General features: G+C 52.6%; 14 protein-coding genes and 2 riboswitches. Of the genes, 4 read left to right on the forward strand and 10 right to left on the reverse strand.

Features of this window, described 5'->3' with window-relative positions:
• The 8 genes from CFB04_RS04650 to CFB04_RS04685 form a co-directional block, all read right to left on the reverse strand.
• On the reverse strand, window positions 1–864 hold the full coding sequence (locus CFB04_RS04650) for a conjugal transfer protein TraF (RefSeq protein ID WP_088534187.1): 864 nt from the start codon (window positions 862–864) through the stop codon (window positions 1–3).
• Window positions 852–2294, reverse strand: a complete 1443-nt coding sequence (locus CFB04_RS04655; RefSeq protein ID WP_088534188.1) for a phosphohydrolase — start codon at window positions 2292–2294, stop codon at window positions 852–854. The genes CFB04_RS04650 and CFB04_RS04655 overlap by 13 nt, the downstream gene beginning before the upstream one ends.
• Window positions 2291–3679: a type IV secretory system conjugative DNA transfer family protein gene (locus CFB04_RS04660; protein ID WP_088534189.1), complete on the reverse strand. Its 1389-nt coding sequence runs from the start codon at window positions 3677–3679 to the stop codon at window positions 2291–2293. Before CFB04_RS04660 ends, CFB04_RS04655 begins: the two co-directional genes overlap by 4 nt.
• On the reverse strand, window positions 3654–4370 hold the full coding sequence (locus CFB04_RS04665) for a hypothetical protein (RefSeq protein WP_088534190.1): 717 nt from the start codon (window positions 4368–4370) through the stop codon (window positions 3654–3656). Before CFB04_RS04665 ends, CFB04_RS04660 begins: the two co-directional genes overlap by 26 nt.
• Window positions 4357–4881: a lytic transglycosylase domain-containing protein gene (locus CFB04_RS04670; protein ID WP_088534191.1), complete on the reverse strand. Its 525-nt coding sequence runs from the start codon at window positions 4879–4881 to the stop codon at window positions 4357–4359. Before CFB04_RS04670 ends, CFB04_RS04665 begins: the two co-directional genes overlap by 14 nt.
• A gap of 176 nt (window positions 4882–5057) precedes the next feature.
• The gene (locus CFB04_RS04675; RefSeq protein WP_088534192.1) at window positions 5058–6320 is read right to left on the reverse strand and encodes a site-specific integrase; all 1263 of its coding nucleotides are present in this window, start codon (window positions 6318–6320) and stop codon (window positions 5058–5060) included.
• Between the two features lie 276 nt (window positions 6321–6596).
• A complete protein-coding gene (locus CFB04_RS04680) occupies window positions 6597–8996 on the reverse strand; it encodes an ATP-dependent DNA helicase (RefSeq protein ID WP_088534193.1) in 2400 nt (799 codons plus the stop codon).
• 222 nt (window positions 8997–9218) lie between these two features.
• Entirely contained in the window at window positions 9219–9452 is a 234-nt protein-coding gene (locus CFB04_RS04685; RefSeq protein ID WP_088534194.1) for a hypothetical protein, read from the reverse strand.
• Between the two features lie 205 nt (window positions 9453–9657).
• Between CFB04_RS04685 and CFB04_RS04690 the strand changes: the two genes are divergently transcribed.
• The 4 genes from CFB04_RS04690 (at window position 9658) to CFB04_RS04705 (ending at window position 13528) form a co-directional block, all read left to right on the forward strand.
• On the forward strand, window positions 9658–10050 hold the full coding sequence (locus tag CFB04_RS04690) for an FxsA family protein (RefSeq protein ID WP_088534195.1): 393 nt from the start codon (window positions 9658–9660) through the stop codon (window positions 10048–10050).
• A 144-nt stretch (window positions 10051–10194) separates the two neighbouring features.
• A riboswitch (cyclic di-GMP riboswitch) is annotated at window positions 10195–10271 on the forward strand.
• A 132-nt stretch (window positions 10272–10403) separates the two neighbouring features.
• Window positions 10404–10480, forward strand: a riboswitch (cyclic di-GMP riboswitch).
• 122 nt (window positions 10481–10602) lie between these two features.
• Complete coding sequence (locus CFB04_RS04695) at window positions 10603–11907, forward strand: L,D-transpeptidase family protein (protein ID WP_088534196.1); 1305 nt, start codon at window positions 10603–10605, stop codon at window positions 11905–11907.
• A 99-nt stretch (window positions 11908–12006) separates the two neighbouring features.
• Entirely contained in the window at window positions 12007–12348 is a 342-nt protein-coding gene (locus CFB04_RS04700) for an Lpp/OprI family alanine-zipper lipoprotein (RefSeq protein ID WP_088534197.1), read from the forward strand.
• Window positions 12349–12616: 268 nt separating this feature from the next.
• Entirely contained in the window at window positions 12617–13528 is a 912-nt protein-coding gene (locus CFB04_RS04705; protein ID WP_304441160.1) for a L,D-transpeptidase family protein, read from the forward strand.
• Window positions 13529–13635: 107 nt separating this feature from the next.
• Here the strand turns inward: CFB04_RS04705 and CFB04_RS04710 are convergent, their stop codons facing one another.
• Both CFB04_RS04710 and CFB04_RS18395 read right to left on the reverse strand, forming a co-directional pair.
• The gene (locus CFB04_RS04710; RefSeq protein WP_088534199.1) at window positions 13636–16092 is read right to left on the reverse strand and encodes a response regulator; all 2457 of its coding nucleotides are present in this window, start codon (window positions 16090–16092) and stop codon (window positions 13636–13638) included.
• Window positions 16093–16430: 338 nt separating this feature from the next.
• Window positions 16431–16559 (reverse strand): hypothetical protein, encoded by a 129-nt coding sequence (locus CFB04_RS18395; RefSeq protein ID WP_255396958.1) that lies wholly within the window; start codon window positions 16557–16559, stop codon window positions 16431–16433.
• Window positions 16560–16648: the final 89 nt, after the last annotated feature.

Genomic DNA, 16648 nt, shown 5'->3' on the forward strand with positions numbered 1-16648 from the left:
TCACCTCCTTTCATCGTCGTTACTGGTCCCTTCAATCCTATCGAGGTCCGAGGGCCTCTTCCTGACATCGAATCCGCCTCCACGCTGGAAGTCATACAGGCTGAATTCCTCCGGTGTGATCTCACCTTTCAGGAGGCGCACCGCCCGGTACGTCTTGTCTTCAATTTCCTCAGCCGTTATCAGTCCGCTTGAGACAGGGAAGAAGTCTTTGTTACCTTTCTGGATCAGGATCATTGCCGGTGTTTGGTCGATACCGAACCTTCCTCCCATGCCGGGATTGTCCTCGATATTGATCGTTTTCACCTGCCATCCCGTGGACCTGGTGAACCAGTCGATGATGGGCTGCTGTTGTTGACAGTACCCGCAGTCAGTCTTGTAGAAATAGACGAGCGCAAACTCCTCCTTGGTGTCCCGGAGCTTCCTGTTCTTTTCCTCCTGGATCTGACTTACGCGACTGAGATTGCCGGGGGTGGCGATTGGATAATCCCTTGCGGTAGTGAGGTCCGGGTATTTCTGCCAGACGTACTGGGCGACGTTCGTGAATGCCAGGGCCTTTTTCCGGGCAATCTCCTGGACCTCATAGTAGTCTTTGACGTTTTCTTCGGACGGGTTCTGGACCGCCTTCTTCTTCAGGCTCTCGGCGAACTTCTCGAAGTCATCCGGATGCATGTTCCAGATCCCTTCATAGGAGTAATCCTGGAGAGAAGGAAGCTTCCTGATATTTGTCTTCTTCGGCTCCTTCTCTTTTACCTCCGGCTCCTTCTGGTACCACCACCATCCCTTCGCCGAGTCGGAGTAATAATCGGCACCGGCCGCAGTGGCAGCAGAGGAAGCGAGCACAAAGGCAGCAATCAGATGACGCACTTCTCGGTCTCCTTCAGTTTCGGCCGGATATCCTTGACCATCTTTTTCAGCAGTGGAGGTTTCAATTCCTCAAGCGCCGATACCGTTTCAGCAAAGGTTTCCGCCCTGAATGGAATGAGAAAGGCCGTGTAGCCTTTGCCGCTCCCGGTCAGAACAGTGACCTGGGTGGTGTAGTATTGCGGGGTGATGAGTTCCTTTGCGATGGCATCCCGCGTTCTGCTCAATTCCCATATTACGGTGAAGAGCAGATTTCTTTTGGCTTCTTCATTGGCGTCGGATGCAAGGATAGCCGGGTCGTTGCCGCTTATCTCGCGGATTGCAGCCCAGACTCCTTCAGGTTGCGCATAGACAATCCCACTGCCGGTGGATACTGCGTCCCATCGTTGCCCCTCTGCTGTCGTGTCCAGGCGGTTGATCCTTTTCTTAAGTGCACCCAGAATTGCATCCGCATCAAACCAAACCGGCAGTGCCTGGGTGACAGGATGGAAGTTCTCCTTCGCTACAGTCTCTCCAACGGGATGCTCGCGTTCTTCTCCCGGTGGAACCTTCTGAAGCTTCGGCATCACGGTGACGGTGTTTGCACCTGCCGGATTCTGGATGCCTGCCTGCAGGTATTCCGGTTTCTGCTGACGATTCCGCTCCTTCGCCTCGACAAGTAATGTCGCCAACTCCTGCTGGCGGGCATCATGGTCGCACTGCTTTAGCATGTCCGTCAGGGCACTGTCAGTCTTCAAAAGGTGGTGCCCCTTGATGATCTTGTCGAGATCGGTTCGACTGGGCAAGGAGGCGTATTCAGTGATTCCATTGACGATGAGCGCAGAAAGGAGAGGGTGATCGCCCGAGGTATACATCTTGTTCTGGTGAGACGGTATCTTTCCCAGGTCATGAGCAAGTGATACGATCATAAAATCCGCCAGCATGAAATCCTGGCCGATTTTTGCCGCACATCTCCTGGCAACGTTGAGCGTGTGTTGGTAAAGCGGGATCGTGGCCAGCATGGCAAAAGTATCATCCGTCAGCTTTGCTTCTGCTTCCAGTGGGTTCATCCTTACGACTGACGGGCAGTCCCCCTCCTCATCGAGCATTTGGAGAAGCTGCACGATCACGCTCCTGCGCGCTCCCTCAATGGCGACTTCGTTCTCCACCATCTCTGCGTAAAACCGGTCTATCTCCTGGTGCTTGAACGCAGGGCGGGGGAGGGGAGGGCATTTTCGTGCCTTGGCTTTACGCCACAGTTCCGACAGATTCTGAATATGGAACACTTCGCCGGCCCACATTTCGCTGACATCGGACAGCTTCACTTCCTCCGGTTCTCCCTGTGGAATGTCCTGAGCTGACGGCAGATTGCCGGTTCGATTGAGCATGTTCGCGACTGAATAGATCAGGAGCCCTCCCCCGGCAAGGGCTATCGTCAGAAATACTTCCTTCATGGATCTGGCTTCTCCTCGGGAGGAGCACTGGCAACGAGGGATGAGACGACGGAAGGGGCATCCGGAAAAATTATCTTTACGCCGGGCTTTCGGGCTTCCAGAGTAGCGCCCTTGAATCTTCCCGAATACGTGAGCATGTAGAACTCCCGTGGCTGAAGCCCTAGAACATCCTGCACTTTCAGAATATCCTGCTCGACTTCCCGGGTCGTGACCTGATTCGACCCGTAGATGCCGGTGAGAACGTTGCGGACGCCGAAGTGTTTCGTGACGTATTCGCTTGTCTCAGCATCGGAGCAGCGCATGAAGATCTTCGTGTTGGTGTTGTCGAGGATGCTCTTGCCGAATTCCTCTCCCAGGACCGCATACACCTGGTTCACCGACTGCGCGAAGGCAGTCACCATCACATCTGCGGACCCCGCCTTGGCAAAAAGCTCCTCTACCCCTTGGTACAAAATGCTCTGCGCCTCATCGATAAATACGGACAACGGAGGATCGAGTCTCTGCTTGTTGGACAGGTAGATCCGGCCGATGAATGACTGGATCATTGAAAGGATGACTTTGCCAAGAGTGGCGGCTGCCTCGCGGGTGATCATTGAGCCGGTGTGGATTACCAGAATGACCCGTTTCCCTTCTTCGAGATCGCTTATGAAGCGGTTCGATCCGGCCTGGCCGATAATTTTCCCGATGTTGCCGGAGGAGAGCTCCATCAGTGCCGTGCGGAGCGTGGAAGAAACCTTGGCGTAATACTCCATTGGCGACTTCAGGATGTCTTCCAGCATACCGGCAGTAAGTTCCGCTTCCCGGTTGCCGATACCGCGCAGGGCGAGCATTGTCTTCTCCAGGGCTTCGCGGCGGATGCTTTGCCGTATTTTGTCGATGTTCATGATCGGCAGGCGGTTCTCGTGGTTGGCAAGAAGGATATTGGCAGTGATGACGGCAGTGGTGATTTCCTTTGCGATATTGCGATAGAAAGGCTCTCGTCCTCCCTGGATGCCGGATATGATGTGGCCGACCAGTTCGTCCACCATGAAGTAGTGTGCCATAGGGTCCACCACGGCAGAGTACTCGGGAAAGATGGGGGTGATCAGCATCAGCTCTTCGTGACGGTTTGCCTTCCGCGCCACATCGAAAACCTTGGCGAAGATCTCCTGATCCCCTTTGGGATCGAAATAGACGACGGAATACCCTTTGAGGATGTCCTGCTCGATCATGTTTTCGCACAGCCTGGTCTTTCCGACTCCTGTCGTGCCAAACACGAATGTGTGACGCTTCCGGTAAGAATCGGGTATGGAGAGGGGGACGATCTTCGTAGGGCGCTGCATGTTGACCCCTGTTCCCAGGTGTGTAACCGGCTCATGGTTAAACAGCTTGTTCCACAAAGACATTCAGGTGCTCTCCCAGTTCTTTTCCGACAGCTACGATTGCTTCCTTCGGGATACGAGCAGTGCTTACTATGTCGCTGAAGGCTCCCGCGATGCGGCGCCTGCATGAAATTCCGTTGATCCCGGTTCGTTCCCGCAGGAGTCTTGCCGGCAGATCCCTGGCTGTCCGGCTGAGACGGATATGCACCCTGGCAGACCAATGCCCGGCAGCGATCGCGACAACCTTTGTGACGTAAAACTCCAGCACTTGCCCGATCCGGTAGAGTCCTCTCTCCCGGGGAGGCTGAAAAGGTACCTGACACTCCCCCGAGAGAATGAGGCAGCGGAAGAGGTCCGCAATCTCCAATGTCACCACCAGAGTTCCATCGATGAGAATTCGGGAGATTTGCCCTGTTACATTTACCCCTCGGAGTTGCTTAAGTTGCTCGGCTTCGAACAATGCCTGCCGCTTCTGAAGTTCCAGTTCAACCTGATAACGGACATGGCGAAACAACTTCTTGTTAATCGCTTCCGCGGGGATGACAGCCGGTTTGCCATGGGTGTGAAAGGCTGTGATTTCCAATTTTCCATCGTATTTGACGCTGAAGCTGATTTGCATCTCTCGGGTCAGAGTACGGGCGATGGCAACCTCGATGGCTGACCGGGCTTGTTCCTCAGGCAGGCTATATTTGCTCAGGAGTTCAGCGGTGATCATTACCAAAGACTGTTTTCCATGGCGTTTCCGGAAGGGGCTCATTGGCGGCAACTTCCAGTTGTTTCTGTGCAGCAGCCTGCACTGTCGTCGTCTGCTGTTGCATTATCCGGGCAATTCTCGTCGCATATATATTCCGCTTAGACGGTGTCCGGGAGTTGTAGCATCCGACAGCGGCCCATCCGTACCCATAGTCGCGGATGCATTGCGCAAGCACCCAGGCTCCCACTTTGACATTGGTGCACGGATCTGCCAATGCATCCCACTGGATGCCGATCTTCCGCAGAGCTGGCGCCCATACCGAGTTAACCTGCATCACGCCGAAGTCGTAACTGCCGTTGGTGTTGTAGTTGATTGCAACAGGGTTGAAGTTGCTCTCCTGTTTGGCGATGCTCCAGAGGATTCTTGGAGAGACCCGGTAAATTGTCCCTGCCTCCTCGAAGCAGAAAGAATGGGCGACCCCATTGGGACAGGCTGCAACGCCGAGCAATAGGGTAAGGATGTACCTCCGCATTAACCCTCCATACCATAATCTATAAGGGGGGAAGGTTGTTGAGGCGGAATTGAGAGGCGGGCTTTGGCAGGTGTCTCTAAGAGGAGTACGCTTTGATAATTTGAACGCCAAAGTAGGGTAGTCTAGAAAAGTAAAATAAGAGCAAAAGCGAAGGGGCAGGGAAAGAAGGCAACAATCTAAACATTGTGTTTTTGTTCCTGTGTAGTCATCTCCTTTTTTAGTTTTTCCAGATGATTAGACCATTTGGTCAGAGCCGCTTTTTTTTCCTTGTCATAATGGTGGCGGTCGTAGATTTTCTTTACCCCCTCCAGACTGTGATTCAATACTGCTTCCGCATGGCGCTCAGGAACCTTTAACGCCGCCATTCCGGTCCGTGCCGTCCGTCTCAGATCATGGGGGGTCCAGCGGGGGAGACCAAAATAATTGGGATTATAGTGCTGGATATGATGCGCCAGGGTATTGGTTCTTACTGGGCCCTCGGCACTTCGGCTGGCCGGGTAGATGAAATCTTTCGAAGGTAGAATAAGAGATTTTGCAAATGGAGTCAGAAACACCCGGTGATCGCGTGGATTTTTCTTTCCCTTCCGGCATTCCGTTTTTATTCGCTGCCAAGGAATGGTCCACCAATCGCCGTCGATTTCGCTAACATGCATGCCCGCCACTTCTCCAGGACGCTGAGCAGTAACCAGAATGAACATCAAGGCGTTTTTCACAATGGTGTTCCCGCCAGGAGAGAGGAGATAGGGGAGAACAACCTTTTTTAGCTCATCATCACTTAATGTCCGTTCCCTGTCATTTGGAGTTGCTGCCGGAACAGCAAGTCCCACTTCCGAAAAAGGATTGTATTCCACCATCTCCCGGCGAAGGGCGTACGTGAACATGGCTCTGGCTGCCAAAAGGACATTTCGCGCTGCTCCCGGCTTTTTCGCTGCTATTGTTTCGATCAGATCTATCGCGTCCCGCCTGCGGATACCCGATACTGCCCGCTCACCCCAAACCGGTATCAAATGTTTTTCAAGGCGTTCATCCTGGTGCTTTACCGATCTCTCGACCAGATGAGTTTTGATATGGGCAACATATTTCGACTTCAGCTTCTCCACCGACAATTTTTCAGGCTCCGGGGGAGTTGGTTCCGGTTCTGGGGCTGGAGCTTGTGGATCGACACCTGATTTGACCAGTGCATATGCCTCAGCATATTTCTGCCGGGCATCAGCCAGTGGTGTGTCGGGAAGAGGACCGTACACCCCCAAGTTGAGGAAACGTCGCTTGTCGTCGAAGCGATACATGTAAAAAAAGGTAATTATCCCCGTCTTGCGGACGCGGATTCCAAAACCATGACCTTCTCGAAGATCATATTCTTTCGGAGGTGGGTTTTTGGTTGCCTGAGACTTTAATGCCTTAAGGTAAACATCAGTGAATTTGCCTTTGAACTCTGGCATAATTTAGGTGACTCCCGCGTGGCCTCGCGTGGCTTCCGCGTGGCCTCTTTTTGATTGGCAAACAGAAAAACAGCCCTAAACAGCGTGAGACACAACATAGGTTAAAAAGACATAAACGTCAATAAGAATAAATGGTTAGGTGTGCATGAAGAGACACACTGAAACATCGGGAAAAAGCCTCAGAAGGGTCTGCAAAACCTTTATTCAGCGGTTCAAATCCGCTCGCCGCCTCCACAAACAATCAAAGGAACTGGTCAAACTGACCAGTTCCTTTTTTTATTCTGAGCCCCCAACATCCTTCCAGAAGTCGGCTACGTCAGCCAGAATCTTCTCTGAAACAAGCTCGGTAACCTTTGAATCGTACCAGTCTGCCGGCATCGATCCGGCATAAGTCGCTTCCGTAAATCTGCGGTCCATTAGGATGATGAGCCCACGATCAGTTTCGGAACGGATGATCCTTCCCGCAGCCTGAACCGCTTTTGCCATTGCGGGAATCGTGTACGCGTAGTCAAACCCCGCTCCATATGTACGCTCGTAATATTCCCTCATCTGTTCCCGTTCCAGATCGTAGTTCGGAAGCGGCGGTCCGACTACGAAGGCTCCAATTGCCATTTCCCCCGGATAATCGATTCCTTCGGAAAAGGAGCCTCCCTGCACCGCAAATACGATTGTCGGAATCTCCCCCTTTAGCTGTTCCAGGATCGTCTGAATTTCCTGCGGTTTCATGCTCCGCCCCTGTCTTGCGACGGTGAATCCTGTGGCCGGTTTGAAAAGAGCAGCCACCCTTTCCAGGAAGTCGAAACTAGGAAGGAAAACAAGGTAGTTGCCGCGGCGCAAAGCCGTTATCCGCTGCACTGCCTGAGCAATTTTGGCGTAATTCCGCTCCCGAAGCGAGTACTTGGTGGATACCTGCGGTATGATGAGGAGCTTGCGCCGATCCTTCGGGAAGGGGCTCAGGAACTCGGCGGTGTTAGTTGTCTCCGTGTCCAGTCCCGACAGCCTCATGTAGTATTCAAAGGGCTTGAGCGTCGCAGAAAAGGCAACCACTTGACGATAATCCCTGTAACGTTCCCTGAGCATTTGTGATGGATCGCAGCAAGTGATCTTTACAGTTCCGCCGGGACCGTGAGGATAAAATGTGGTGAAGAATTCTTTTCTTTCCGTGTCGGCAGCATAGTCAAGGGCTTCCGTGAACTCGGACCAGTAGAGTGCGAGCTGCAGGACAGGGTCCTGCCGCCCTATTTCGGTGTCAGACTCCAGGTAGCGGGAAAGGAGCATCCGGAGACGTGCGTCCTGCTCGGTGAAGAGTCTGACTGGTGGATCGATAACCGTCGGTGCGGCACCTCGGCCTTCGCCACAAGACCTTATCGTCTCGATGCAGCCGTCTAAAACAGATTCGGTCTCATGCCTAAGGCGGGGCGGAAGCCTCCCGAGTTCGCTCCGCATCTTCTCAAGGACAACCGAAGAGAGCGCCGGCGAATAGCTCTCCATGGCCCTGGAGGGCAGGTTATGAGCTTCATCTATTATGAGGTTCGGCTTCCCTGTGTTGTCAATGCGGATTTCCGCCCCGCGCCACAGTGCCGAGCGGGAACCGAAGACATAGTTGTAGTCGCAGATGACGACATCCGCTTCTCGCACCACTTCAATCTGCAGTTCGAATGGGCATACCTCGTACCGCTCGCCTATCTGTCGAAAGATGCGTGCTTTCAGGCGCCGTTTCTTTGAGAGGAGAGCGGCGATTCCTTGCTCGTGGAACTTCGTGTAGTAGTCCCGGGCATACTCGCAGTACTCGGGGTTGCAAAGCGGCTCGTTCTTGAAGCATATCTTACCTTTAGCGGTAATGGTAAGGGCTTTCACCCTGGAGCCGGTTTGGTGGAAACGGCTTATTGCGTCCTCGGCGACGGAGTGCTGGCTGTTCTTCGGGGTGACATAGATGACGTTATGGCCCCGGCTCAATGCCTCTCTCAGTACGGGATGAAGTACGCCGACTGTCTTTCCGAGACCCGTCGGGGCTTGAATGAGCATCGGTTTTGCTTTCATCATCCCCATCTCGATCTCTTGCATGAGTTCGATCTGCCCAGGTCTCGCATGGCCGAAGGGGAATTCGAGACCCGCTGCTGTTTTCCGGCGACGTGCAGCACGTTTTTCGGCCTGCTGTGTCTCAGCGAGCAGCTCGTCGAGGCGACGGTCGAGCCAGCTTTCATAGTGAGAAATATCGAGCGACAGTTCGAGGTCGTACGACTCCGCGCTCCTCGACGAAACGAGATGGAAAGAGAGGGTGGGTAGCACCTTATTTTCCCGCCAGTGGAAGTAGCCGTATGAAAGTAGCTGAAGGCCGTAGGGGTGAGACATCGGGTCGTCTTCGAGCCTGCGCCGAAGTTCCCGGATGTTGAAGCTGCTTTTGATCTCTTCTATTTTAGGCGGGTCGTGCCGGAATATTCCATCCATACGACCTTCGATGCGGAACGAGTAGCCGCGGCGCTCAAAGGAGGCGGTCACGGCGACTTCGGCCTGGTAAAGACAATCAAGCCTCTTGCGTTCCCTCTGGATGCGGGCGTGTATCTCCTGCCCTTCAGCGGCAGATCGTCCGTACCCGGAGTGCGGCTCTATGCTACCCCGGCGGGGGGAGGGGACGGCGAAGGTGCGAAGCGGCAGAACGACTTCTATGAAAGCCACATGAACCCCGGGATGATATGCGCATTACCTGCCGCATGAGGGAAGGTGAACATCGAATCTTTGCAGTACAGCTGAGTTATAAATGGAAAGTTTGAATATGGAGGAGACGAATGTATCAGCATTGCCTGGACAAGTCCAGGGTCGTAGGAATGACCCGGAGAGTGGGCGCGGCGGGGTCCCGCTTTGTGTTTTATGACGGTGGTGGACGGTATTCGCCTCTGCCTAGAAGTCTTCCGGAATTGTCCTGACGTCTTTCGCAGTCAGGTAAAGGTCCAGTTCCGCCTCATAGCTTCCCTCGAAGGCATGGTTGATCCTCTTCCGCTGCCACTCTTCGACGAAATAATCGTGCCCCGAAGAGCAGACAAGAGGCTCGTCGCTTCGCAATTTCGAATCAAGGCAGTGTTTCTGTTCTCCGCACTGTGGGCACTGATAATGAACACAAACCATCGTCTGCATTAGTACCTCCTGAAGGACGAGGAGAGCTACTGGTCTGGAAAATGGATAACGTCGTAATTATATCATCCCGGCGACACGCTTGCGGTAGTTCTCCCTTTACTGTCTCATGCTGAACTGTTTTTCCTGGACAACTGTGGCGAAAGCGGGTATACCGCAAACTTCCTTCCCGGTTGAATTCTCCTCCGCCGCTACGGAGATGCACCTCATGCTGACAAGACTCTTTATTGTATTTGCCGTAGTTCCGGTAGTGGAACTCTATGTGCTGATAAAAATCGGAAAAGTTATCGGCGCCTGGGAGACTGTTGCCATCCTTCTGGCGGTGAGCTTCGTGGGAGCGTGGCTCGTGAAACACCAGGGTTTTGCAATTATCTCCCGGATTCAAGCAGAACTGGCCTTCGGTCGGCTTCCTGCCGCCGAATTGCTGGAGGGTTTCCTGATTCTGGTCGGTGGCATCCTTCTCCTCACCCCCGGCTTCCTTACCGATTTACTCGGTATCTTCTGCATCCTTCCTGCCGGAAGGCATATCCTAAAGCGAAACCTGAGGCGTTGGCTTGAGCAACGGCTTGACCGGGGCGCACTTGTAATCCGCCGTTATTGATCTTATATACCTGACGCGTAACAGGTACCAAGAGGCTGAATCAGTCATGGTGTCCTACGGAGCGATCGCAGCATGACTGGAGTCTGGAGAAAAAAGGTTGACAAAACCCCATACGGATGTATCATTCAAAAAAATTTAAGAGATAGACGATAATACTCAACCATCCGCGAGGATGGGGCGGAAAGCCTATAGGGTCTCTCAGAGACAGCCGGGTTGCCGAAATATCGCAAGGATATTCGGCCCCGGCTTTTTTGTTATCTTGATTTTTTAAATTGGAGGGCCTTAAAGCAGGGGGTAGTCCCCGTATCCTGCCAGACGGGTGAGCCTGAAGGGCATCCCAAACAATTGGTGTTACACGATAATACTTAACCATTCGCGAGGATGGGGCGGAAAGCCTATAGGGTCTCCCTGAGACAGCCGGGTTGCCGAATGTCACCTTGTCAGTCGGTCCCGGCTTTTTTGCGTCAGGAGAAGTCAACATTCTTAAGAAATGCAGCTAAAAGTCGCCCTCGTTAGTATCAGTCAATCAACAAGAAAGGCTCTGTATTGCCCATGCGCAGAACCGTTGAACTGTCTTCCCTTAATCGGGTCTATCTTCAAGTTTTGATTATGTTATTCCTATTCCTTAATGGATGCGCCGTTACAAGCAGTGTCAAAGAGCAGATATCATTTGTCCCAACCTACCCTGAAAGCGCTATAGAACGAAACCGCTTTTCAGTTGAAAAAGGTGACGACCTGATCGGCAGGTTAGCGATCATGAGGGTAGAAAAGGGAGATACTCTGCCGGATATAGCAAGGCACTTCAGCCTCGGGATAAACGCTATCAGTGCTGCCAATCCGGGGGTGGACGTATGGGTGCCCGAGGCAGGAGAACGCATCATCCTGCCCCTGAGCTTCATCCTGCCGAATGCCCCTCGTAAAGGTATTGTCGTGAACCTCGCCAGCATGAGGCTCTTTCAATATAAAGGGAACGGTGCAGTTTCCACTTACCCGGCCGGTGTCGGGACCAGGGAACGACCCACACCTACCGGTCAGATGCATGTGAAGCGCAAGGTATCCCGGCCTACCTGGTACGTGCCGGCTTCAATTGCCGAAGATTACCGAAAGAAGGGAGATCCCCTGCCGGCGGAAGTCCCGCCGGGACCTATGAACCCGTTGGGAGAATGCGCTCTCTATCTGAGTAAGTCGAGTTATCTGATCCACGGTACCAACAAGCCTGCAAGCATCGGGCTTAAAGCTACCAACGGCTGCCTGAGGCTCTATCCGGAAAACGTGAAGACACTTTACGATGAGACTCCTCTGAATACGCCTGTAGTCATTGTGAATCAGCCATACCTCATAGGTCAGCGCGGTGGAGTCCTGTATATGGAGGCCCATGCACCCCTGGAAGATTCGGGAGCTTCCGAACTGGACAAAATATTTTCAAAGCTGAGAGAGCTTGAGAAGAAAACGGGACAGACGCTGGACTGGAAAAAGGTTAACGAAGTGAAAGCGGAGGCCCGAGGGATTCCAGTTCCGATCCTGAATTTAAACGGAGCAAGTGAAACAGAGGCTGAGACTATAGAAATCAAGCACCCGGAGAAGTTGTACGGCAGCCCTGAAATCCCTGAACTGAAGCTGGAGGGTTGGTATGTTCTCGCTGCCGATGTGCGGGACGAGATCGAGGCTCGGAGAACTGCCGCCATAATCAACCACCAGGGACCGCCTATCCCGGCAAGGGTGTTGTCGAAGAGCAACGGCTACCGCGTGCTTGCCGGTCCTTTCAATGACATGAATGGAGCCAAGGACGCTATGAAACGTTTGAAGATCGATCTGGGAATAGAGGGTATTCTTGTTGAACCGGTAAGTAGCTTATAAGCAGGTTTGCAGGGCAATACGAGCGGAAGGGGGTGATTGAAGAGGGAGAAGTGCTTGTGGTGAACTAAAGACAGAAATTTACAAAAGGAGGAATGAGAGATGAAGAAATGTCTGCTGGTGATTTCTATGCTGCTTGTTTTGGCTGCCATGACGGGTTGTGCAACTTCTCGTGAACTTGAAAGGGTACAGGCGCAGGAGCAACTGATCGATGCGAAAGCTGAGCGGGCGTTGCAGGATGCACAGGCGGCCAAGGCGGCAGCTGATGCGGCGAAGTTGCAGGCAGATGCTGCCGTTGCCCGTGCCGACGATGTTGTGAAGTTGGCGGAGGAAAGGGAAAGAATTGCAGCTGAAAAGGAAAGAGTCGCGGCGGAAAAGGAAAGAGTTGCAGAGGAAAAGGCGGCCAAAGCTGAAGCTGCTTTCCGGAAATCGATGCAGAAGTAGGCCCTTTGGTGCTGATGATGTGGCAGGGTCGCGAGCCCTGCCATATCATCATCCACCAGTCGTATGTCCGGGCATTGTGAATTGCTGCGTTTCTCTAGGTCAGGCGGATCGTACAACAATATGATCCTTCTCAAGGAATTAGTAGATGAGGAAACCAACAGTATCTCAAGATGCTTTATGCTGCAGAGTCAGGACATCTTGGGCATGTAGGGGAAAAATAGGGAAAAGGCTAAGCCGACATCTTTTCATGTTCTTTACCTGGGGCCTGATGGCACTTGTCTTTCTGTCGGGGTGCAGCCGGCTGCAGACCAAACCGCTCTTTCAGGAAGCGAACGACCTCTTCAGTAAGGGAAGCTATCAGGCTTCCCTCGACAAATACGGGGAAATCAGCCGGAAAGATCCCGCTGCGGGTGACAGAGTTCTGTTCGAGATGGGCATGATTCACGCGCATCCGAAGAACGAGCGGAAAGACTACCAGAGAGCCTTCGAGTGCTTCGAAAAAATAGTGATGGATTACCCTGAGAGCGGGTACAGAAAAGATAGCGAAATGATGATGTTTTACATCAACACTGTCACTGTCAGGGACAAGACCATTGCGGAGCAGGAAAAATTTATTGCTTCACAACAGGCGAGAATTGAGGCCCTTCAGCAGGAGTTAAAGCGCAAGAAGATTGAAGCGGAGAATGAAATACAGAAGCTGCGGGAGGATATCAAAGCGCTAGAGCAGAAGCGGCTTGCATTCATACTTGCGAACGGGTCAGCTGACAGAATCCAGATTGAAAAAAAGGAACGGCGATTGACCTTGTACTCAAAGGGTGAGGTCATCAAAGCTTACAGGATAGCTTTGGGGGGGAATCCGAATGGTCCGAAAGAAAGGCAAGGTGATAACAAAACCCCGGAGGGGACTTACTACATCGCATCGAGAAACAGGGACAGCCAATATCACCTGTCGCTTCATATTTCCTATCCAAACGAGACGGACAAAAAGCGTGCAAAAGAACTGGGTGTTTCACCCGGGGGGAACATCATGATCCACGGGATCAAGAAAGGTTTCTCCTGGGTCGGAGATATGCATACAGGGCTTGATTGGACCAAGGGCTGCATTGCCGTAACGGACGAGGAGATAGAGGAAATCGCCAAGCTGGCGTCGAACGGGACGGTGGTCGAGATAAAGCCTTAGAGGTGAGCATTACTCCCGAACTGCATCCCTCCTCATCTTGCGAATTGGATTTATGCCACTGAGTCCAGATCTGGGGGGTGAAGATGAATCAAGGTGAAGGTCGTTTTTTATGCCAGGTGGCGTTGTAGGGCTCTCCTCAGGTCAGACAGGTTGTACGGCTTCTGAATAAAGGTCGTAAGTTCTTCATCGACTATCTGCTGCATTACTTCCTGTCCGTCATACCCGCTGGTCATTATCACTTTCTGGGTTGGATTCAGTTTTCGCAACTCGCGCAGGCACTCCTCGCCGTCCATGTTTGGCATTGTGAGATCGAGAAGAACGATGCTGATCTCATCTGGAGAATAGAGTTTAAGCGCCTGCTCTCCGTCTTCGGCGACTACCACATGAAACCCCAGCTCGACAAGCATTTCCGTTGCTACACTTCTCACAGTCACCTCGTCTTCCACCAAAAGGATTGTTCCCTCTCCTTTCCAGTGCAGAGGGCTTTCGTTCAGTCTGCTTTCTTTCCCTGAATGACCGGATTGCGGCAGGATTACCCTGAAGGTGCTTCCCTTACCCATCTCGCTGTCGACCAAGATTGCTCCTTTGTGGCTTCGTACGATACCCAGGACAGCCGCCATACCCAATCCGCGGCCTGTAAACTTGGTCGTGAAGAACGGGTCGAACAGTTTGGCAACAACTTCTTCACTCATACCGCAGCCGGTGTCCGAAACCTCTATGAACACGCACTCCCCCTCCGGAAGCTGCTCCCCCGGCACCTGATTTTTATGAGAAGCCTCGGAACAATTCATGGTTCCGGTTCTAATGGCGATGAATCCGCCTTCTTCGCCTATTGCCTCAGACGCATTGATCACGAGGTTCATGATTACCTGCCTGATCTGTGTAGCGTCCACCGTGACCTGGGGAAGGGGCTGGTGCAGCTTGCAGCGCAGTTTTGTCTTCTTGGTTATGGAGACTTCGAGGATGTTCATCATTTCCTCGACTATACTGTTAATGTCCACATCTTCGATTACGAACCGCCCTTTACCCGAGTAGGCAAGCATCTGGCGGCAGAGGTCGGCTGCTCTGGCAGCAGCCTTCTGAGTTCTTTGCAGGCATTCGTTAGCGGGCGAGTCAGAGGGGAGTCGTTTCTGAGCCAGCTCGGCATTCGCAATGATCGCCGTCAAAATATTGTTGAAGTCGTGTGCAATTCCTCCCGCCAGGACGCCGAGACTTTCAAGCTTCTGGGCATGAAGGATCTGCATCTCAAGTTTCAGCCGCTCTTCCTCCGACTTTTTCCGGTGAGTGATGTCGGTTGCCGACCAGACGACCGTGGTGGGAGACAGGGGAGACACGTTTGCAGCATGCCAGACCTCCCTTCCCTCAAAAGGCAGCGGGTAGTCGACCGATACAAGACCGCCGGACGAAAGGCAATTCCTGATTGTGGACAGAAACAGTTCCGCTTTTTCCGGAGGCAGCACCTCAGCAAGCATCTTTCCGGACATTTCCTTTACGGAGGATGATAGTTCAGAGCTCGTAGGCGCAACTTCGAGGATGCACCCATTCTCATCGAGGATCAGAAGTATGTCGGTCAGGGATGAGAAGATAGACCGAAGCTTATTTTCAGATGCTTTGAGCGCCTCCTCTGCAATGACTCGTTCCGTTATTTCAGACTGGAGCCTCTCGTTCGCCTCCGTAAGCTCGATTGTCCTGTCGTCCACCATCTTCTGGAGAACTATCGGCTGCCGTACTAGCCACCACACCGCGAGGGCAGCAAATGTACTCAGAAGAAGCACGGCGAGAGCTTCCACCAAAATGAGGTGAAGCGAGAACCATCCACCTGCGGGTTCGACCGATAAAATCCACTGGCCATTTGGAACCTGGATTACCTGGCTGACTGGGTTCTTCAGGGTTCCGCCAGTTGAAGAGAAAACATCCTTTTCTCCCGTGTCAGGATGTATGCGGTATAGCTCGTAGCTGCATCCTTTTTCGGAGAGCCGCTGTATCCTGGCTTCTCTCAAAAAGTCCTCGGCTTTCATCAGGACGGCACTGAATCCCCAGAAGTATTCCGACCCGCTGTGGTCCCTTAGGAATATGGGTAAGCGTCCGACGGCGCCTTTCCCCCCCTGCACGAGCTCGAACGGACCCGCGAGGGTGAGTGCCCGTGTGTGCAGCGCAAGCAGGGCTTCTTTGTTGCGTCGTGTGTCTTCTAGGACATTATGCCCTATGGCCTTTTCGTTTCCGTTCAGGGGAACGATGTCGGAAATTATGCCGTTTGGAGCGATCTGGAGGCTGCTGATGCTGCGGTATACCGCAAGGATGTCTCTCCCAAGCTGCTTAAAGTTGGGGATCTTGCCGTTGCTCTGGCGGATTACCGCGGCGAGGGTATAGGTGGTGGAAAGAGAATGGTAAAGGTAGTCTCGAATGTCGCCGGAAACCTGATTCGTCATATCCGCGACAGCCGCACGTCGTTTGTCCCTGCGGTTGGATTCGAGAACCCAGACCGATGTCCCCAGGACGAGCATCACAATGACAAAAGACCCGACAATTGGTGCTGTCGACTTGATCAGCCTGAATTTAGACATACGTTAAAATCCGGAGCTCTTGGTGCATGCTATACAGCTTCCTACCTCTTGAGTACACTATCCTATATTTTTCTCCAAAGCCAACCTGAAGTTTATTAAAATATACCCCCTGAGATGATCAGTTTTCCTGTCGGATGGGACTGTTTGTCGAATAAAAGAGGCAGCTGAACCGATTTTCACTGTAGAGCAGTCGGCAGGTCCTTCTTCTGTGTAAATAGCAAGGCAGATAAGGTGTTCTCAGGAATTGTGGGAGGCCCGTAGGTACAGAAACGGAGAAGGGGACAGGCAAATGCTGTCCCCTTCTTAGTTAAAACCCATCCAATCAGGTTTTCGAGCTGTCAGTCTTCTCCTTCATCTCCCGCCATCATGTCCACCGGATGCATGCCTCGATGACCGGTGTATCCCATGAATCCGAATCCCAGACCCAAGAGAGACATAAGGCTGAACAGTACGATGAATGTTGTCATGACCAATCCCTCCTTTCATACTGCGTCCTGCTTTAATTAAATTATAGCACTTCTGCAGGAAATGGGGAGAGTGAATCATGCCAAACTCA

Source organism: Geobacter sp. DSM 9736 (genome assembly GCF_900187405.1).
Lineage (GTDB): Bacteria > Desulfobacterota > Desulfuromonadia > Geobacterales > Geobacteraceae > DSM-9736.